Below are 18,937 nucleotides of genomic sequence, written 5' to 3'. Positions count from 1 at the left end.
ATGTCCGCTCCCTTGAACATTCCCCTGCCACAACCCACCGCCCAGGCCAGCGGCTGGCGCACCCGCCTGGCCTACCTGGGCTACCGCGTGCGGCAAAGCCCGCTGACCATCGCCGGGCTGTGCATGACCCTGCTGGTGCTGCTGTGCATGGCCTTCGCCCCCTGGCTGTCGAGCCATGACCCCAATGCCCTGAACCTGGCCGAGCGCCTGGCCGCCCCCAGCGCCAGCCACTGGTTCGGCACCGACGAAGTGGGCCGCGACCTGTTCAGCCGGGTGCTCCACGGCAGCCGCCAGTCGGTGGGCGTGGGCCTGTTCGTGGCCTTCGCCTCGTGCCTGGCCGGGGGCCTGTTGGGCTGCCTGTCGGGAATCATCGGCGGGCGCTTCGACAGCCTGATCATGCGCCTGATGGACATCATGCTCTCGGTGCCGTCGCTGGTGCTGATCATGGCCCTGGCCGCCGCCCTGGGCCCGAGCCTGTTCAACGCCATGCTGGCGATCACCCTGGTGCGCATTCCGTTCTACGTGCGCCTGGCCCGGGGCCAGGCCCTGAGCATCCGCCAGATGGGCTACGTCAAGGCGGCCCAGACCTACGGCGCCGGGCGCTGGCACATCGTCAGCTGGCATGTGGGGCGCAACGCCATGCCGCCGCTGCTGGTGCAACTGAGCCTGGACATCGGCAGCGCCATCCTCATGGCCTCGGCCCTGGGCTTCATTGGCCTGGGGGCGCAACAGCCCACCGCCGAATGGGGGGCGATGGTGGCCACCGGGCGCAACTTCATCCTCGACAACTGGTGGTACTCGACCTTTCCCGGGCTGGCGATCCTGTTCACCGCCACCGGTTTCAACCTGCTGGGTGACGGCATCCGTGACCTGCTCGACCCACGGCAACAGGGGAAATGACCATGAGCTCATCCGCCGTTCTCAACATCGACAACCTGAGCCTGGAATTCCCCGCCTACCGCAGCAATGTGCAGGCCCTCAACGGCGTCTCGTTGCACGTCAACCCGGGGGAAATCGTCGGCGTGGTTGGCGAATCCGGCTCGGGCAAGTCGGTGACTGCCATGCTCAGCCTGCGGCTGCTGCCCGAGCGCAGCTACCGCATCACCTCCGGCAGCCTGAGCCTACTGGGCCGCGACATGCTCGCCACCCCGGAAAAACAGCTGCTGCAGATCCGCGGCCGCGACGCGGCGATGATCTTCCAGGAGCCGATGACTGCCCTCAACCCGACCCGGCGCATCGGCCGGCAGATGCTCGACGTGATCATCCATCACCAGCGCCTGAGCCAGGACGAGGCCCGGGCCAAGGCCATCGACCTGCTGCGCGACATGCACATCGCCGACCCCGAGCAGGTGCTGCAGGCGTACCCCTTCGAGCTGTCCGGCGGCATGCGCCAGCGGGTGATGATCGCCCTGGCGTTTTCCTGCAACCCGCAGTTGCTGATCGCCGATGAACCCACCACCGCCCTGGACGTGACCGTGCAGCGCCAGGTGCTGCTGTTGCTGCGCGAGAAGGCGCGGCAACGGGGCACCGCGATCCTCCTGATCACCCACGACATGGCGGTGGTCTCGCAGTTCTGCGACCGGGTCTATGTGATGTACACCGGCGCCGTGGTGGAGCAAGGCAGCACCGCCCAGGTCATGCTCGACCCGCAGCATCCCTACACCCGCGGCCTGCTCAGCGGGTTGCCCGAGCAAGTGGCCCCCGGCGCGCCGCTGCTGACCATTCCCGGGCAGGTGCCCAACCTCGCCCACCTGCCCGCTGGCTGCACCTTCCGCGAGCGCTGCCCGCAGGCCATGGCGGTGTGTGCCCAACGGCCACCGCTGCATTCGATCAACGCCGGCGAGCAGCGCAAGAGTGCCTGCTGGCTGGCCGCCCCGGAGTCCGCCCAATGACTACCACCGCTTCGCACACCGGCAACGAGCCGCTGTTGCGGCTCAACGACGTGCAAGTCCGTTTCCCCCTGAGCAACGACTGGCTTGGCCGGCCCCGGGCCTTTGCCCACGCGCTGAACGGCATCGACCTGGAACTGCGCCCCGGGGAAACCCTGGGCATCGTCGGCGAATCCGGCTGCGGCAAGAGCACCCTGGCGCAACTGCTCATGGGCCTGGTCAAGCCCAGCAGCGGCGACCTGCGCTGGGCCTACGCCAGCGACCGCGAGCGCCACAGCCACGTGCAGATCGTGTTCCAGGACCCGCAGTCGTCCCTCGACCCGCGCCTGCCGATCTGGAAGATCATCACCGAGCCGCTGTTCGCCCTGGGCAACACCCCGGTGGCGCAGATGCGCGAGATCGCCGCCAAGGTGGCCCAGCAGGTGGGCATCCGCGGCGAATACCTGGAGCGCTACCCGCACCAGTTCTCCGGCGGCCAGCGCCAGCGCATCGCCATTGCCCGGGCCCTGGCGTCGAACCCGGACATCATCGTCCTCGACGAGCCGACCTCGGCCCTGGACATCTCGGTGCAGGCGCAGATCCTCAACCTGCTGGCGGACCTGCAACGCAGCCGCGGCCTGACCTTCGTGCTGATCTCCCACAACGTTTCGGTGGTGCGGCACATGGCCGACCGGGTAGCGGTAATGTACCTGGGGCAGATCGTCGAACTGGGCAGCGCCGAACAGGTGCTGGAGCGCCCGCGCCACCCCTACACCCAACTGCTGCTGGAGGCGGTGCCACGCCTCGGCGCGCCGCTGGCGGACAGCCAGGTGTCGGCACCCACCGAGCTGCCGGGCAACCGTAAGCTGCCCAGCGGCTGTTTCTTCTTCGACCGCTGCAGCCGCCGCGGCCCGGGCTGCGAGCTGCCGCAACAGCTGCTGGGCGATGCGACGCAGCAAGTGCGTTGCCATCGGCAACCGCTCCCCGGGTGATTGCACCGCACCACGCCGCCGACCACGGCGTGGTGCTTGCTCCCTGCGTGCCAAGGGCTTAAAACAAGCGCCTTCTCTCTGACGTCGCAGGAACCTCTCTCATGGAAAGCCGCTGGCTGACCCACGCCAAACGCCTGCAAGCCATCGCTTCCACCGGCCTGCATTTTTGCCGCGACGTGCATGATCGCGAGCGCTACCAGGAAGTCGCCGACATCGCCCACGACATGCTCGCGCAACTGGGCAACGTGCCCCTGGAGCGCATCAACGAACTGGTCTCGGACTTCGCCCAGCGCTACTCGACACCGATGGTGGAAGTACGCGGCGCGCTGATCGAAAACGGCAAGATCCTGCTGGTGCGCGAGCAGCACGACGGCCTCTGGGCCCTGCCCGGGGGCTACGCCGATGTGGGCCTGTCGGCGGCGCAGAACATCATCAAGGAAATCCACGAAGAAGCCGGGCTGCAGGTTTCGGTGCGCCAGCTGTACGGCCTGCGGCACAAGGCCAAGGGGCCCTACAAGCCCGATCACCGGGACTTCTACAAACTCTACTTCCTCTGCGAACGGCAAGACGCCGAGGCCCCGATGGCCGGCAGCGAAACCAGCGACGCGGCGTTCTTCGCCCCGGACCAGTTGCCGCCGCTGTCCCAGGGACGCACCGTGGAACGGGATATACAGGAAGCCTTCGACTTCCACGAAGGCCGGCGCAGCATGGCCCTCTTCGACTGAGCGTGACGGCGCCGATGTAAAGCACCCTTGACACGAAAAAGCGCCCCGCCTAATGTAAAGGACACTTTACTAAAAGGAGATCGCCCATGGGCACCAAACGCTATTTCAGGGAATTCGGCCTGGCCTTGCTGGCCTACATCGCCTGTGTGATTTTGAGCAGCCACTGGCTGGCGGACCTGAACCCGGGCCCGGGCAAGATCGCCCTGGCCCTGGTGCCGGTGATCCCCATGGTGGCCATGGCCCTGGCGGTGGTGCGCCAGTTGCGGCGCATGGACGAACTGGCCCGGCGCATCCAGCTCGAAGCCCTGGGCCTGTCCTTTGTCTGCACCGCGCTGATCACCTTCAGCTACGGCTTCCTGGAAACCGCCGGCCTGCCCCGGCTCTCGATGTTCTACGTATGGCCCGTGATGGGCCTGGTGTGGGCCCTGGCCACGGTGGCCGGCGTGCGGCGCTACCGGTGAACAACCAACTGCGCGAACTGCGCACCCGGCAAGGCTGGTCCCAGGCCGAACTGGCCACCCGGCTGGAGGTGTCACGGCAGACGGTGAATGCCATCGAGACCGGGCGCTACGACCCCAGCCTGCCCCTGGCGTTCAAGATTGCCCGGGCCTTCGAGATGCCCATCGAAAGCATTTTCAGCCCCGACGAGGACTGAACCGCCGGTGAACCAATCTGGCCCAAGGGTGCACCGCTTTCGCCCCTGGGCCACAGGCACCCGGTGCAGGAGCATGGGCATCGGCTATAACTGCTGGGGCGCCCGGCCCAGCCGTCAAGGATTGGCACGGCGCCTGCAATAGCGTGGCATCACTGCGACCAGGGACAGGCCCATGACCCAGCACGAACCCGGCAACGACTACCCCTTGAGCGAAGTTCCGCAGCACGCCCGCAAGGGCCTGGCCTCCATGGCCATGGTGCTGCTGGGCTTCACCTTCTTCACTGCCACCATGTTCGCCGGCGGCAAGCTGGGGGTGGCCTTCGACTTCACCACCCTGCTGGCGGTGATCCTCGTCGGCAACCTGCTGCTGGGGATCTACGCCGCGAGCCTGGGCTACATCGCCTTCAAGAGCGGGCTGAACACGGTGCTGATGGGGCGCTTCTGCTTCGGCGAACGGGGCAGCAAGCTCAGCGACCTGATCCTGGGTTTCACCCAGATCGGCTGGTACGCCTGGGGCACCGCCACCGCCGCGGTGGTGCTGGGCAAGTATTTCCAGCTGGATCCGGGTGCGGTACTGGGGCTGATGCTGCTGTTCGGCATGGCCTTCTGCGCCACCGCCTACATCGGTTATCGCGGCCTGGAGATCCTGTCCTGGATCGCGGTGCCGGCCATGGGCCTGCTGTTGCTGCTGTCGATGTGGGTGGCCACCCGGCAGATCGGCGGCCTCGACGGTTTGCTGGGGGTGATGCCAAGCGCCAGCCTGGACCTCTCCAGCGCCATCACCCTGGTGTTCGGCACCTTCGTCAGCGGCGCCACCCAGGCCACCAACTGGACCCGTTTTTCCCGCTCGGCACGGGTGGCGGTGAGCGCCAGCCTGATCGGCTTCTTTATCGGCAACGGCCTGATGGTGCTGATCGGTGCCTACGGCGCCATCGTCTACCAGCAGCCGGACGTGGTCGAAGTGCTGCTGCTCCAGGGTTTTGCCATGGCGGCCATGGCCATGCTGCTGTTGAACATCTGGAGCACCCAGGACAACACCATCTACAACTTCGCCGTGGCCGGCTGCAACCTGCTGCGCACCGACCGGCGCAAGACCGTGACCCTGGTGGGCGCGCTGATCGGCACCCTGTTGGCGATGCTCGGCATGTACGACCTGCTGGTGCCCTACCTGATCCTGTTGGGCACGGTGATTCCGCCGATCGGCGGGGTGATCATGGCGGACTTCTTCTACCGCTGGCGCGGCCGCTACCCGCGCCTGGCCGACAGCCAGTTGCCGGCCTGGAACTGGCCGGGCCTGGCCGCCTACGGCCTGGGCACCCTGGCGGCCTTCTGCTCGCTCTGGGTCGCGCCACTGGTGGGCATCGGCGTGGCAAGCCTGAGCTACGTCCTGCTCAGCGCCTGGCTCGGCGCCCGCACCAGCGCCACCCTCGACGCCCGGGCCTGAACCCGGGCCTTGCCCTCCCGCCGCGTTCCGGGTCTATCATGACCCGCCCCCGAACCACCTGCCTGCTTCGACCGGTACCGGTTGAAGCACAGCCCAATGACCGAGGGACAAGGGCCTCCGCCCGGATCCCACGGCTGAAACGCTGATTGCCCGACCCGAGGAACCGCTCCGATGCTGATCACCAACGCCCGCCTGCGCCACCGTGAAGGCCTGCACCAACTGCACCTGGAAAACGGCCGCATCGCCCGCATCATCCAGCAGGGCCCGGACGCCCCCACCGCCGCGCCGGCCTTCGGCCCCGAGCACCTGGATGCCGGCGGCAACCTGGTGGTGCCACCCTTCGTCGAACCGCACATTCACCTGGACGCCACCCTCACCGCGGGCGAGCCGCGCTGGAACATGAGCGGCACCCTGTTCGAAGGCATCGAGTGCTGGGGCGAACGCAAGGCCACCATCACCGCCGAAGACACCCGCGCCCGCGCCCACAAGACCATCCGCGCCCTGGCCGCCCACGGCATCCAGCATGTGCGCACCCATGTCGACGTCACCGACCCGGACCTCACCGCCCTCAAGGCCATGCTCGAAGTACGCGAGCAAAGCGCGCACCTGATCGACCTGCAGATCGTCGCCTTCCCCCAGGAAGGCATCGAATCGTTCCGCAACGGCCGCGAACTGATGGAAGAGGCCATTGGCCTGGGTGCCGACGTGGTGGGCGGCATTCCGCACTTCGAATACACCCGCGACCAGGGCGTAAGCTCGGTGAAGTTCCTCATGGACCTGGCCGAGCGCAGCGGGTGCCTGGTGGACGTGCACTGCGACGAAACCGATGACCCGCATTCGCGCTTTCTCGAAGTGCTGGCCGAAGAAGCGCGCAGCCGGGGCATGGGCTCCCGGGTCACCGCCAGCCACACCACGGCCATGGGCTCCTACGACAACGCCTACTGCGCCAAGCTGTTCCGCCTGCTGGGGCATTCGGGCATCAGCTTCGTCTCCTGCCCCACCGAAAGCATCCACCTGCAGGGGCGCTTCGACAGCTTCCCGAAACGCCGCGGCGTGACCCGGGTCAATGAGCTGCTGGAGGCCGGGATGAACGTGTGCTTTGGCCAGGACTCGATTGTCGACCCCTGGTACCCCCTGGGTAACGGCAACATCCTGCGGGTACTGGAAGCCGGCCTGCACATCTGCCACATGCTCGGCTACCGCAACTTGCAGAATGCCCTGGACCTGGTCACCGACAACAGCGCCAAGGCCCTGGCCCTGGGCGAGCGCTACGGCATTGAAGAAGGTCGCCCGGCGAACCTGCTGATCCTGTCTGCCGACAGCGATTACGAAATGATCCGCAGCCAGGGCCTGGCGCTGTACTCCATCCGCCACGGCAAAGTGCTGATGCAACGGCAGATGGCCCAGGTGCAATGGCAAGACGCATGACCTGCAAAAAACCGTAGGCGCAGGCCAGCCGGCGAAGGCGCCCGTCAGATCGCTTTCGCCGGCAAGCCGGCTCCTGCAAGAAGCTACAAGCGCACGGCCTGACCAAACAGGCAGACCCGGCGCAGCTCGCCATCCTGTTCCTCCAGGCGCAACGGCGCGGTGCCGCCGGGCATCACCACCTGCACCTCGCCAGCCTTGACCCAGCCCACCCGCCACGCCGCGCTGGCCACGGCGCTGGCGCTGGTGCCGGACGACGCGGTCGGCCCTTCGCCCCGTTCGAACACCCGGGCGACGATGCGCTGCGCCGATTCCCGCGCCGCCCATTGCAGGTTGACCCCCGCCGGGCAGGGTTCGCCGCTGCCCAGGGGCAAGGCAAAAGCAGTGGCCGTCAGCCCTTCGGCCAGGGGCGCTTCAAGCATCTGCGGGTTGCTGGGCAAGGCCTCGGCATCTTCCAGCAGGGTCACGCAGTGCGGGTTGCCGATGCGCACGAACTGGCTGTGCTCCCACAGCGGGTCGAGTGCCTGCAACGGTGCCACCCGGCTCAGCTCGCGACCGTTCAGGGTCACCGTCTCGACGCCAATGGCGGCCACCGCCTCGGGCCCGAAGGACGGCTGGCCGAGGTCCAGCCAGAACCCTGGCACCCCCGCCACCCGGGCCGACTCCACCACGGTGGCCACCGGCGAGGTACCGGTGGGCTGGTCATGGTGCACCTGCAACAGGGTTGGCCCCTGCTCGGCCAGCAACCCCTGCTCGGCCAGGGCCTGAGCAAAGATGGTCAGGCCATTGCCACTGCGCTCGGCCAGGGTGCCATCGGTGTTGACGATCAGCAGATCGAAGGGCGCCACATCCTGGAACGGCCCCACCAGCAGACCGTCGCTACGGTGGGCCTTGGCCCCCGGCGGGCGGGTGCCCGGAGCCCAGTCACAGAGGGCGGCGATGGCTTGCTCGCTCCACAAGCGCCGGGCCCGCGCGGCCTGGGCGGCGCTGCCGGGCAAGGCGACCCCCAGGCTGCGCAACCGCGCGGGTGTCACCACCCCATAGATGTTGCCCCGTGCATCGTAGAACGCCGCCATCACACCGCCTCCTGGAAAACCGAGCCGCTGACATTACGGAGAATGCAGCGGCTCCACCAGAGGGCAACGCCGGCACAGGCCGGCAAGACGACCTGTGCGCGGTACCCCAGCCAACGCCACCTGCCGCAGCAGGTCCGGGGCCCGTGGCTTTTCTCGGGCAAACGCCCCGAACGTCAATCGGTCGTGGGCACGTCCAGGCCGACCTTGACCCGGTTCATCGCCACCAGGGTCTTGAAGCGCTTGACGTTGGGGTTGCCGAAGAACAGCTCGCGGGTCAGCTCGGTGTACTGGGCCATGTTGCGCACGCAAAAAATCAGCACGAAGTCGCACTCGCCGGCCACGTAGTAGCACTGCTGGACCTGGGGGCAGGCCTGGAAACAGCGCTTGAGCGCGTCGATCTGGTCGATGCGCTCACTCTCCACTTCCACCTCGACGATGATGCTCAGTTCGTGCCCCAGGGCATCCGGCGCGACGATGGCGCTGTAGCGCTCGATCACCCCCTCGTCGCAGAGGCGCTTGAGCCGCCGGTTGACCGCCGCGGTGGACAGGTTGACCCGCAACCCCAGCTCGCTTTGCGCGGTGCTGGCGTCACGCTGCAGCTCGGCGAGCAGCTTCAGGTCGTAGGCGTCGAGGCTGGCATTCATGGGCAGGAGAACTCCGGGAAGGAATGGCATGCACTGCAATGTTTTTGTGCAAAGCGCTCGATTATGCGAAACAAACCACCGGCTTGCGCAGGATTATTTGCCGCCCTGGCCCGCCGCCACGGCGATTACTGCAACCTTCACCGGCGGGATTTGTCACAATCCCCGACCCGGCCGCCATCACGCCATGGGGGCATCAGGCGGCCGGCAGCGAGTTCGATCGCCAAGGATTTTTATGACTGCCAGCAACACCCACTTCCAGGCCACCCCCGGCCGCCTCGAACAGATGTCCACGCGCATCGCCTTTTTCATCGCCGGCTTCGGCATTGCCGCCTGGGCCCCGCTGGTGCCCTACGCCAAGGCCCGGGCCGGGCTCGACGAAGGCACCCTGGGCCTGTTGCTGCTGTGCCTGGGGGTGGGCTCGATCCTTGCGATGCCGATTGCCGGCGCCCTGGCCGGGCGCTTCGGCTGCCGCAAAGTGATGGCCGGCGGCACCCTGCTGATCTGCCTGGCCCTGCCCTTGCTGGCCACCCTGACCTCGATTCCGCTGCTGATGGCCGCGCTGTTCATGTTCGGCGCCGGGCTGGGCGGCGTGGATTCCACGGTCAACCTGCAGGCGGTGATTGTCGAGCGGGCCAGCGGCAAGACCATGATGTCGGGCTTTCACGGGCTGTTCAGCCTGGGCGGGATCGTCGGCGCCGCGGGGGTCAGTGCCCTGCTCGGCCTGGGCTTGGCGCCCCTGGGTGCGACCCTGGTGGTGATCGCCCTGATGCTGCTGGCGCTGCTCAAGGCCGCGCCGCACATGCTGCCCTATGGCAGCCAGAGCTCGGGCCCGGCCTTTGCCGTACCCCATGGCGTGGTGCTGTTCATCGGCTGCCTGTGTTTCGTGGTGTTTCTCGCCGAAGGCGCGGTGCTGGACTGGAGCGCGGTGTTCCTCACCGCCGAGCGCGACCTGGATGCCGCCTACGCCGGCCTGGGCTACGCCGCCTTCGCCCTGACCATGACCCTGGGCCGCCTGACGGGCGATGCCATCGTCCATCGCCTGGGTGCGCGCCGGGTGATCATCATCGGCGGCACCACGGCCGCCGCTGGTCTGTTGCTGGCGACCCTGGCCCCGGCCTGGGAAGCGGCGCTGGTGGGTTATGCCCTGGTGGGCGCGGGTTGCTCGAACATAGTGCCGGTGCTCTACACCGCCGTGGGCAAGCAGAACGTCATGCCCGAAAGCATCGCCGTGCCGGCCATCACCACCCTGGGTTACGCCGGCATCCTGGCCGGGCCGGCGGTGATCGGCTTCATTGCCCATGGCAGCAGCCTGAGCGCGGCCTTCGGCCTGATCGCCGTCCTGCTGCTGGCGGTGGCCGCCAGCGGCAAGGTGCTCAAGGTCTGAGCCACTCAAGCACAGCATTGCACCAGGGATTCACCCCCTCCCTGCAGGAGCTGGCTTGCCAGCGAAGGGGCCGCCCGCCATGGCCCATCCCCCAGAACCTGCGTCGTCCTGGGAATTCGCCGGCAAGCCGGCTCCTACAGGCGCCATCCTCCCTGCAGGAGCTGGCTTGCCAGCGAAGAGGCCGCCCGCCAAGGCCCATCCCCCATAACCTGCGTCGCCCTGGGAATTCGCCGGCAAGCCGGCTCCTACAGCGCCACCCTCCCTGTAGGAGCTGGCTTGCCAGCGAAGAGGCCGTCAGCCATGGCCCATCCCCCCGAACCTGCGCCGCCCTGGGAATTCGCCGGCAAGCCGGCGCCTGTTGCGGGGGTCAGAAGCCGACGCTGGCCTGGACAAAGAAGGTCCGGGGCGCGCCCACGTAAATTCCCGAATTGTTGTCGCTGGAACGGGTGAAGTACTGACGGTCGAAGACGTTCTTCACGCCGGCCCCCAGCTTCAGGTTCGACAACTGCGGCCCGAAGTCATAGCCACCACGGATGTTCCACAACACATAGCCCGGCATGTCGCCGTACTGGCCGTCGGCGCTGCCTTCGGTGATGTAGTTGCCATTGAAGCTGCCGTTGGCGTTCACCCCGGTGCCCGGCGAGTGCTGCCTGGACTGGGCGAAGGCGTCGATGTTGTAGGTCCAGCGGTCGATGTCGTAGCGCAGGCCGACAGTGGCCACCTGGCGCGAATAGAACGGCAGGTCACGGCCCTTGAAGCCGGGGATGTCCCCTTCATAGCTGGCGCGGGTGTAGGTGAAGCCGGCGTTGGCGGTCAGGCCGTCAAGGCGCGGGTCCAGGGCTGCCAGGTCGTAATGCATCGAAGCTTCCAGGCCCTGGTGCTTGGTGGCGCCCAGGTTGGTCCAGCCCACGTCGTTGCTGATGTATTGCAGCTCGTCGTCGAAGTCGATGTAGAACAGCGTCACTTCACCGCCCCACACGTCATCGTTGTAGCGGGTGCCGATCTCGTAGGTCTTGGCTTTTTCCGGGCTCAGGCCGTTGGCGGTCTGGTCGCCCTTGCCGCCCTGGCCCAGCTGGAAGTACTGCAGGCTGCCAAAGGAGGTCTCGTAGTTGGCGAACAGCTTCCAGGCATCGGACAGGTGATACATCACGCTCAGGGCCGGTAGCGGCTCGTTGCTGTCGATGCTGCGGCGCTTCTCCTGCACCCGCACGCCGTTGGTGCCGAGAACCGGCCGGTCGTGCCAATTGGTGCTGATGTCCTCGAAGCGGATGCCCGGGGTGATGGTCCAGTTGCCGACGTCGATCTTGTCGTCGATGTAGTAGGCATTGGCCTCGGTGCCGCCGGTACGGTCCTGATAGACATGGCCGTCGGAGTCCGCGGTGAGCACCGGCTGGTTGTTCACCAGGGCCACGCGGCTGGCCTGTTCATGCATGCCTTCCTTGAGGTAGCGATAACCCACGCTGACCTCCTGGGTGGTGGGCCCCAGGTCGAACACATGGGACACCCGCGGCTCGATGCCGAAGGTGTAGTAGGTGCGCGGGTAGGAGACCAGGGTCTTCTGGTCGCGGGCGGCAATGTGGCTGCCGCGGAAGCTGTCGGAGTAGTAGGTCAGGACTTCGAACTGGGTGCGGTCGTCGACCTGGCGCTGGTACTTGAAGGACACATCCTTGCGCCGGCCGCTGAAGTTGTCCCAGTCGCGATCGGAGTCGTAGGGCTTGGCGTCGTACTGCTTCTGGGTCAGGCCGCCGGGCATGTCGGCGGTGGCGTCGTAGTAATGCAGGTTGAACCAGAACTCGTCCTGCTCGGTGGGTGCCCAGTGGGTCTTGAGGATCACGTCGTCAATGTCGTTGCCGTTGTTGCCCTCGCGGTAGCCATTGCCGTTGACCCCGGAATACAGCAACGCCACCCCCAGGCCGTTGTCCGCAGTGCCGCCAAGGAAAGCCGTGTCGATGTGCTTCCAGCCGCCCTGCCGGGAGGTTTCCAGGGTGGTGCCGATTTCCCCGGTGGCCTTTTCCGGAATCGCCCGGGTCACGAAGTTGATCACCCCGCCGACGTTCTGCGGCCCGTAGCGTACGGAACCGGCGCCGCGCACCACATCGATGCTGTCCAGGTTGCCGGAGGAAATCGGCGCCATGGACAACTGCGGCTGGCCATAGGGTGCAAAGGCCGCCGGCACGCCGTCGATCAGCACCGTGGAGCGCGGCGACAGGCGCGAGGTCAGACCGCGCACGCCGACGTTCAGGGAAATATCGCTGCCACCGGTGCCGTTGGCATCCTGGACCTGCACCCCGGGCACCCGGCGCAGCACGTCGCCGACGTTCATCGCGCCCTGCTCCACCATGGCCTCGCGGCGGATCACCGTACGTGCACCGGGGTGGTTCTGGACCTTTTGCACATCGGCATCGCCCAGCCAGTCGCCCACCACGCTGATGCTGCTGGTGCCCAGTTCCAGGGCACCGCCCGTGGCTGCCGGAGCCGGGCTCAGGGTCACCGAACCGCCGTCGATCCGGTATTGCAGGCCACTGCCCTGGAGCAACTGGCCCAGGGCCTGTTCCGGGGACAGGTTGCCGTCCACCGCCGGGGCCTGCTTGCCGGCCACCAGCTCGGGGCTGAAGAACACCTGCAACGAGGTCTGCAGGCCCAACTGGCTCAGGGCCTGGCCCAGCGGCTGGGCCTGGATGTGAATGGCGGCGGCTTGCCCGGCCTGGGCCTGGGGCAAGGCCGCACTGACCGCCAGGGCCAGGGCCAGGGCCAGGGGCAGGGGCAGCCAGCGGCGCGCGGGCAACGGGGATACGGCGGGAGAAACGGCTATTTTTTTCACGTCGGCGGCAGTCCTGTCGATCACACTAAGGTGCGTCTGTTAATGCAAACCAGTTGCAGTTGGACAAGAAGACGATGAACTGAAAAAAAACCTGAATCTAACGTGAAAAAATTTCCTGGCTACCGTCGGCAAGGGTCCGCACCTCCACCGGCAGGATGCTCGGCAGGGCCTTGAGCAGGGCCTGGGTGTCGTCGGACTTGAACACGCTGGTCAGGCGCAGCTCACCCACTGCGGCGCTGGCCACCCGCAGGGGCTGTTCGCGATAACGCGAGACTTCGGCCACCACCTCGGCCAGGGAGGCGTTGTTGAATACCAGCTTGCCGCTGCGCCAGGCCGTGAGCGCCTCGGGGTTCACCGCGTAGGCCTGAGCCACCTTGCCGTGCTCATCGACATGGGTGCCCTGGCCCGGGGTCAGGGCAATGAAATCATCCGCCGCGGCGTCGCGCCCCTGCACCTTGACCCGGCCCTGCTCCACCGCCACCCGGGTTTGGCGCTCATCGCGGCGCACATCGAAGCGGGTGCCGGTGACCGTGACCTTGCCCGCTCCCGCCGCCACCACGAAGGGCCGATCCGTGTCGTGCTCGACGTTGAACAGGGCTTCGCCTTCCACCAGCTCGATCAGCCGCTGGTTCCTGGCATAACGCACCTGCAGGTGGCTGCGGCTGTTCAGGTCGATCTGCGAGCCATCGGGCAAGGCCACATGGCGGCGCTCGCCCAGGGCGGTCACGAATTGCGCACTGTAGGAAACCGGCTGGTTGAGGCCACTGAACAGCCCCAGGCTCACGGCCAGCGTCGCCACCCCGGCAGCCAGGGCAAAGCGCAGCAGCGGGCGCCGCCGGGCCTTGGCCGGCGGGGGGGCGCACAGCGCTTGCAGGCGTGCCCTGGGCACCAGGTCGGTGGCCGCCCACAGGGCTTTAAGCACCTGGAACTCGTGCCGGTGCTGCGGATCCTCGGCCAGCCACTGCTGGAACTGCAGTTGCTGCTCCGGGCTCACATCGGGCTCCTGCAACCGCGTGAACCAGGCCGCCGCCTCGTCACGAATCCTGGCCTGCGCGCTGGCGCAATCGCGGCTGTCCATCATGCAAATTCCTGTTTGGCAGAGGGTGAGAAATCGCCACGACTGATCATGGGGCCGACCCGTCCAGACGGTCGCGCAGATGCCGCAGGGTGCGGATCATATACTTTTCCACCATGTTCTTTGACAGCCCCAGGCGCTCGGCAATCTCGGCCTGGGTCAGGCCCTCGATCTTCTGCCAGACAAACACCTTGCGGCAGTTCACCGGTAACTCGCCAAGCGCCCGTTCGATGGAATCGGCCAACTGGATCGCGTGCATGAAATGCTCCGGGTCGCCGCTGGGCGACACGCTGAGGTGGGCCCCCTGTTCTTCCAGGGCACCGCGCCGGTCTTCTCGGCGAAAGGCATCCACGGCGATATTGCGCGCGGTTTGGTGCAGGTAGGCCCGCGGCTGCTGCACCGTGGCGGCGTCGGATTCCAGCACCCGGACAAAGGTGTCGTGGGCCAGGTCCTCGGCCTGCTGGCGATTGCGCAAGCGCCGGGTCCAGGTGCCGATCAACTCTTCGTAGTGCTCGAAAAAGCCTGGTCTGCGGGGCGGCTTGGCTGTCATCGCGGGGCGCTGGGGAAGTGGAGCGTGAATAGTAATGCTTCGCATTAATGCAAGCAATGGATTCACCGCCCACCACCTGCCCGGCGGTCGGCCCTAGCGGCTGTACCAGCGCGGCGACTCGACAAACAGGTGGGTCTGCCCCGCCACCAGCCAGTCCCCCAGGCACTGTTGCAGGTGGGCCAGGCAATGCACGGCCAGGTAGATTTCGTGGTACGGAATAACCATCAGGCGCAGGCTCAGGCCCATGGGTCCGCCTTGTACAATCGGTTCATCTCGGCGCCCTTGTTTTATTTATACCGAACATTTATCCGATATAATGAACAGCAAAATTTATCAGCGTCAAGATAATCAAGGATGATTTAATAGAGATATGAACGATAAAACGAACGATCCAACCGCCCTGTCGCCCATCGGCCTGCTGGCCATGGCCATCAAGCGCGAGCGCCTGAACGCTGGTTTCTCCGTTTCGGAACTGGCCAAGCGGGCTGCGGTGGCCAAGTCCACCCTGTCCCAGCTGGAAGCCGGGCTGGGCAATCCGAGCATCGAGACCCTGTGGGCCCTGGCCCAGGCCATGGGCTTGCAGGTGACGCGGTTTTTCCAGCAACCGGCGCATCAGCTGAAGCTCATCCGTGCCCACGAAGGCACCACCGCCCATGCCGAGGATGCCCACTACGCGGCGACCCTGCTCGATGACTGCCCCCCGGGGGCGCAGCGCGACCTGTATCGCCTGAAGGCGCAACCCGGCCAGGCGCGCCAGTCCAAGGCCCACCTGCCGGGCACCGTGGAACACCTGGTGATCTGCAGCGGGCGGGCCCTGGCCGGGCCTGCGGACAGCCCGGTGAGCCTGGAGGCCGGCGACTACATCCGCTACGGCGCCGACCTGCCCCACGTGTTCGAAGCCCTGGAGGCCGACACCACGGCAATCCTGGTCATCGAACATCGCTAGAGCCCGGGCATTTATCTGCAGGGCCAAGTCTGGAATCATGGCCCCCCCGCCTCAACAGGAGTGAGCATCAATGCCGTATTTCTCCCGCCGCGCGCCCCTCCTCGGCCTGCTGCTGGCCAGCCTTGCCGCCCAGGCCGCGCCCAAGCAGGACCAGGACCTTCACATCTACTACAGCATGGTGCCGGGCCAGTTCATGCTGATCGGCAAGGAGCCCGATGGCGGGCCGACCTACTCGGGCACCGCGGTGATCCGCTACGAGAACCAGGCCCTGACCCTGGTCAAGACCATCGACGGCAAGACCACCACCGCCACCGGCAAAGTGGAGCGGGCCACCATGGCCGAGGCCGATGTGCTGCGTTTCAGCTGGCCAGGGCACGGCGCCACCTGCCTGGTACGCGGCGACCTGGACAACTACGCACGCTTGAGCTGCTACTGGACCCAGAACGGGGTGGACCACAAGGAACCGGGGCTGGAGGCTTATTTCCCCACCGAAACCTGGCCCGGCCATCAAGACTGAAACCCGCCCCTCAGTGCTCCCCCACTTCAGCGAGCCACGCCATGATCCAGATCGTCGAATACAGCAACCCCCACCATCGCCAGCCCGTGATCGACCTGTGGAACCGCAGCTTCGGCTACGACACGGCCCACAACACCCCGAGCCTGGCCATCGACCGCAAGCTCGCGGTGGATGACGCTCTGTTCTTCGTCGCCCTGGACCAAGGACAGGTCATAGGCACCCTGATGGCCGGCTATGACGGCCACCGTGGCTGGCTCTACGCCCTGGCGGTGGACCCGCAACAGCGCCGGCTCGGTACCGGCCGGGCCCTGGTGCGCCATGGCGAACAGGCCCTGCAGGGCCGCGGCTGCCTGAAGATCAACCTGCAGATCCTCAGCAGCAACGCCGCCGTGCAAAGCTTCTACCAGGCTCTGGGCTACCAGGTCGAACCGCGGATCAGCATGGGCAAGGTGATCCGCGCCAACGTCCCCGAACACCTGCGTGGCTAGGGGCCGCCGCACCGCCCTCACCAGTTGTGCCGGTTGCTGCGCGGTGGCGCCAGCAGTTGCTGGGCCAGGCTGGCGGCCGCCAGCGGCGAGGCACTGTGCAACAGCGGATAACCCCAGAACTTTTCATAGGTTTCGGCAAAGGCTTCGACCCCGGCCTGGGCCTCGGGCTCCGGGGCGATGACGATCATGGCCTTGATCCAGCGACGGATCGCCGCCTTGTTGCGTTTCATCCATAACGCCCCCTGCTTGAGCAATGCCTTGCTCTGCTCGGTGTTGCGCTGCGCAGGGTCGGGCATGGCATCGCTCATCAGGACAAAGGCCTGACCGCGCTGCATCAGCGCCTCCAACTGCTGGAACGGCTCGACTCCCGGCTGCCCGGCGCCTTTGGCGGGGCGCATCCAGACCAGGGGAAAATGCTGATGATCGAAGTACATGGGAACACCTCCAGAAAGCCGATAAACAAGAATGGTTATCATCTTCCCGTATAAACCTGTCCGCATCAGCCGAGATTGACAAGTTATTGATCAATCCGGCCAAACGACCGCAGTGATGGAGGTGGCCGTGGTGGCCTTGAAGGCGCTGGTGTTCGTCAAGCAAGGCCCTGCGAGCCTTTGCGCAGCCTCGCGGGCTCGGCGGCTACAGGGGTAGGTCGTGCTCCAGGGCCTGGCGGCGTTCGGCAAAGAAGCGCCCCGGCGGCTGGCCAACGGCTTTCTTGAACATGCGGATAAAGGCGCTGGCGCTGTCATAGCCCAGGGTCAGCGCGACCCGCTCAACCGAGTCGCCCCGGCCCAATTGCTTGAGCCCCAGAAGAATGTGCAACTGGCGCTGCCAGCGACCGAAGCTCAGGCCGGTCTCGGCCACAATCAGACGGCTCAGGCTGCGTTCGCTGAGGCCGATCTGCTCGGCCCATTGCCCAAGGCTCAGGCGGCGTTCCGGCTGTTCAAGGATCTGCCCGGCCAGGCGCCGCAGCTGTTCATGCCGGGGCATGGGCAAGTGGATCTGCTCCCGGGGCGCCGCCGCCAGCTCGTCCAGAGCCACAGCCATCAACCGCCCCTCGGCACCCTGCTGGTCATAGAGATAGGGCAATTGCGCGCAGCGTTGCAGCAGCTCCTGCAATAGGGGCGACACTGCCAGGGTGCAGCAGGCCTGCGGCAGTGAGCGGGCATGCTCGGGTTCGACGAACAGGCAATAGCCCAGGGCGTTCTCCAACCCCTGGACCCGATGGTCGGTGGCGCTGGGGATCCATACCGCGCATTGCGGTGGTGCCAGCCACAGGCCCTCGGCGCTCTCGCAACTGAGCACGCCGGACAATGGGAACAGCAGTTGGGCCTTGCGGTGGCTGTGCCACGGCCGCTCCCAGCGCTGTTCCTGAGTCGAGATGCGCAAGGCGCACACCGGGCGCGCAATCGCATCCGGATCCTGGGGCTGATCCTGTTCGTTCAAGACGGGCATCCACCTTCCTCCACGGCATCGGGCCATGCCCGCCATCAAGCCGACGGCCAGGCATGCCCTGCAAGGTCGAGGATTGTGCCGGGCCCCTGGGGGTTAGCCAAGAACCACGGGGCACGGGGCTCTTCATCCCTGCGCCCTAGCGGTAGTAGCCATAGCGATAGCAGCAGCCGTGGTAGTGCCCGGGGTAAACCACGCAACCGCCCAGGGAGAGCATGGTGGCCATGACAATCAGCAGTGCAATACGACGGGACATGGTGAATTCCTCATGGGTTCAGTGATACGACCGGCAAGCGCCGCTGGCGACCATCGCCAGCCGTGGCTGCACGGTTACTGATTCAACGGCGCAGCGCGCAGAGATCCGTCGCCGCCCCTGCACAAATATTTCCAGCCGCCGCTGCCAGCGCCCTGCCCCCGCCAGCTGAACCCGGGTTGAACCAGGCGCGGATAAAAATTTCATTTGCCCGCGACGGATTCCCCGCCCATCTATCGTTGAACCCATCAGCTGCGTTCATCAGCGAACGCAGGCCTGAAGGAGTCATCATGAAGCTTGTCCGTTCCCTGCTGCGTCTGCGCACGTTGCTGCTGATCCCCCTGGCACTTGGTGCGCTGGCGAGTACGCCCTCCTATGCCGAAACCATCATCATCCAGCAGGCACCACCGCCCATGCGCTATGAGCCGATGCCCGTGGCCCGCCCCGGCTACGCCTGGGACCGCGGCCACTGGCGCTGGCGCGGGCACGGCTACGTCTGGGTACCCGGCCACTGGCAACCGGTCATGCAGCGCGGGCACTGGATGCCCGGCCATTGGCAGGCCCACGGGCCGCACTGGTACTGGGTCGAAGGTCGCTGGGTGCGCTGATGCCGTGATGCCCTGGA

The 18,937-nt window shown here is 66.5% G+C and carries 21 protein-coding genes; 13 read left to right on the top strand and 8 right to left on the bottom strand.

Annotated elements, in window-relative coordinates; genetic code table 11:
* The 8 genes from ddpC to codA all read left to right on the top strand — a co-directional run bounded on the left by ddpC (position 1) and on the right by codA (position 7,112).
* Entirely contained in the window at positions 1-900 is a 900-nt protein-coding gene (gene ddpC, locus KCG88_RS00580; protein WP_210711494.1) for a D,D-dipeptide ABC transporter permease, read from the top strand.
* Complete coding sequence (locus KCG88_RS00575; RefSeq protein WP_210711493.1) at positions 897-1,892, top strand: ABC transporter ATP-binding protein; 996 nt, start codon at positions 897-899, stop codon at positions 1,890-1,892. Before ddpC ends, KCG88_RS00575 begins: the two co-directional genes overlap by 4 nt.
* Positions 1,889-2,860: an oligopeptide/dipeptide ABC transporter ATP-binding protein gene (locus KCG88_RS00570; protein ID WP_210711492.1), complete on the top strand. Its 972-nt coding sequence runs from the start codon at positions 1,889-1,891 to the stop codon at positions 2,858-2,860. The genes KCG88_RS00575 and KCG88_RS00570 overlap by 4 nt, the downstream gene beginning before the upstream one ends.
* Positions 2,861-2,961: 101 nt before the next feature.
* Positions 2,962-3,585 (top strand): NUDIX hydrolase, encoded by a 624-nt coding sequence (locus tag KCG88_RS00565; RefSeq protein ID WP_047287986.1) that lies wholly within the window; start codon positions 2,962-2,964, stop codon positions 3,583-3,585.
* A gap of 86 nt (positions 3,586-3,671) precedes the next feature.
* Positions 3,672-4,046: a hypothetical protein gene (locus tag KCG88_RS00560; RefSeq protein WP_047287987.1), complete on the top strand. Its 375-nt coding sequence runs from the start codon at positions 3,672-3,674 to the stop codon at positions 4,044-4,046.
* Entirely contained in the window at positions 4,043-4,240 is a 198-nt protein-coding gene (locus tag KCG88_RS00555; RefSeq protein ID WP_011062315.1) for a helix-turn-helix transcriptional regulator, read from the top strand. Before KCG88_RS00560 ends, KCG88_RS00555 begins: the two co-directional genes overlap by 4 nt.
* 172 nt (positions 4,241-4,412) lie before the next feature.
* The gene (gene codB, locus KCG88_RS00550; protein WP_210711491.1) at positions 4,413-5,684 is read left to right on the top strand and encodes a cytosine permease; all 1,272 of its coding nucleotides are present in this window, start codon (positions 4,413-4,415) and stop codon (positions 5,682-5,684) included.
* A 171-nt stretch (positions 5,685-5,855) separates the two neighbouring features.
* A complete protein-coding gene (gene codA / locus KCG88_RS00545; RefSeq protein ID WP_047337342.1) occupies positions 5,856-7,112 on the top strand; it encodes a cytosine deaminase in 1,257 nt (418 codons plus the stop codon).
* An 83-nt stretch (positions 7,113-7,195) separates the two neighbouring features.
* Here codA and KCG88_RS00540 read toward each other — a convergent pair whose 3' ends face one another.
* Together KCG88_RS00540 and KCG88_RS00535 are read right to left on the bottom strand one after the other, a co-directional pair.
* Positions 7,196-8,185, bottom strand: coding sequence for a diaminopimelate epimerase (locus KCG88_RS00540; protein WP_210711490.1), 990 nt, complete (start codon positions 8,183-8,185; stop codon positions 7,196-7,198).
* Between the two features lie 173 nt (positions 8,186-8,358).
* Positions 8,359-8,829, bottom strand: coding sequence for an Lrp/AsnC family transcriptional regulator (locus tag KCG88_RS00535; RefSeq protein WP_210711489.1), 471 nt, complete (start codon positions 8,827-8,829; stop codon positions 8,359-8,361).
* A 232-nt stretch (positions 8,830-9,061) separates the two neighbouring features.
* Here KCG88_RS00535 and KCG88_RS00530 point away from each other — a divergent pair, with 232 nt between their 5' ends.
* A complete protein-coding gene (locus KCG88_RS00530) occupies positions 9,062-10,213 on the top strand; it encodes an MFS transporter (RefSeq protein ID WP_047287992.1) in 1,152 nt (383 codons plus the stop codon).
* Positions 10,214-10,580: 367 nt separating this feature from the next.
* Here KCG88_RS00530 and KCG88_RS00525 read toward each other — a convergent pair whose 3' ends face one another.
* From KCG88_RS00525 to KCG88_RS00510, 4 genes are all read right to left on the bottom strand, one after another.
* Positions 10,581-12,998 (bottom strand): TonB-dependent receptor, encoded by a 2,418-nt coding sequence (locus KCG88_RS00525; protein WP_210712120.1) that lies wholly within the window; start codon positions 12,996-12,998, stop codon positions 10,581-10,583.
* A 133-nt stretch (positions 12,999-13,131) separates the two neighbouring features.
* Positions 13,132-14,115, bottom strand: coding sequence for a FecR family protein (locus tag KCG88_RS00520; protein ID WP_210711488.1), 984 nt, complete (start codon positions 14,113-14,115; stop codon positions 13,132-13,134).
* A 43-nt stretch (positions 14,116-14,158) separates the two neighbouring features.
* A complete protein-coding gene (locus KCG88_RS00515; protein WP_047287995.1) occupies positions 14,159-14,659 on the bottom strand; it encodes a sigma-70 family RNA polymerase sigma factor in 501 nt (166 codons plus the stop codon).
* 93 nt (positions 14,660-14,752) lie between these two features.
* The gene (locus KCG88_RS00510) at positions 14,753-14,905 is read right to left on the bottom strand and encodes a hypothetical protein (RefSeq protein ID WP_011062326.1); all 153 of its coding nucleotides are present in this window, start codon (positions 14,903-14,905) and stop codon (positions 14,753-14,755) included.
* Between the two features lie 124 nt (positions 14,906-15,029).
* Here KCG88_RS00510 and KCG88_RS00505 point away from each other — a divergent pair, with 124 nt between their 5' ends.
* The 3 genes from KCG88_RS00505 (at position 15,030) to KCG88_RS00495 (ending at position 16,610) form a co-directional block, all read left to right on the top strand.
* Positions 15,030-15,605 (top strand): XRE family transcriptional regulator, encoded by a 576-nt coding sequence (locus tag KCG88_RS00505; protein ID WP_210711487.1) that lies wholly within the window; start codon positions 15,030-15,032, stop codon positions 15,603-15,605.
* A gap of 70 nt (positions 15,606-15,675) precedes the next feature.
* On the top strand, positions 15,676-16,122 hold the full coding sequence (locus KCG88_RS00500; protein WP_047287997.1) for a hypothetical protein: 447 nt from the start codon (positions 15,676-15,678) through the stop codon (positions 16,120-16,122).
* Positions 16,123-16,163: 41 nt separating this feature from the next.
* Positions 16,164-16,610: a GNAT family acetyltransferase gene (locus tag KCG88_RS00495; protein ID WP_047287998.1), complete on the top strand. Its 447-nt coding sequence runs from the start codon at positions 16,164-16,166 to the stop codon at positions 16,608-16,610.
* Positions 16,611-16,627: 17 nt separating this feature from the next.
* Here KCG88_RS00495 and KCG88_RS00490 read toward each other — a convergent pair whose 3' ends face one another.
* Positions 16,628-17,044 (bottom strand): hypothetical protein, encoded by a 417-nt coding sequence (locus KCG88_RS00490; RefSeq protein ID WP_047287999.1) that lies wholly within the window; start codon positions 17,042-17,044, stop codon positions 16,628-16,630.
* A gap of 202 nt (positions 17,045-17,246) precedes the next feature.
* Entirely contained in the window at positions 17,247-18,062 is an 816-nt protein-coding gene (locus KCG88_RS00485; protein ID WP_011062330.1) for a helix-turn-helix transcriptional regulator, read from the bottom strand.
* Between the two features lie 540 nt (positions 18,063-18,602).
* On the opposite strand from KCG88_RS00485, the gene KCG88_RS00480 reads away from it, so the two are divergent.
* On the top strand, positions 18,603-18,920 hold the full coding sequence (locus KCG88_RS00480) for a YXWGXW repeat-containing protein (RefSeq protein WP_210711486.1): 318 nt from the start codon (positions 18,603-18,605) through the stop codon (positions 18,918-18,920).
* Positions 18,921-18,937 lie beyond the last annotated feature (17 nt).

This window comes from Pseudomonas sp. MWU349 (genome assembly GCF_017947325.1).
GTDB lineage: Bacteria > Pseudomonadota > Gammaproteobacteria > Pseudomonadales > Pseudomonadaceae > Aquipseudomonas > Aquipseudomonas protegens.
Note: the sequence above shows the minus strand (reverse complement) of the source record. Positions and strands in the feature narration are given on the sequence as shown.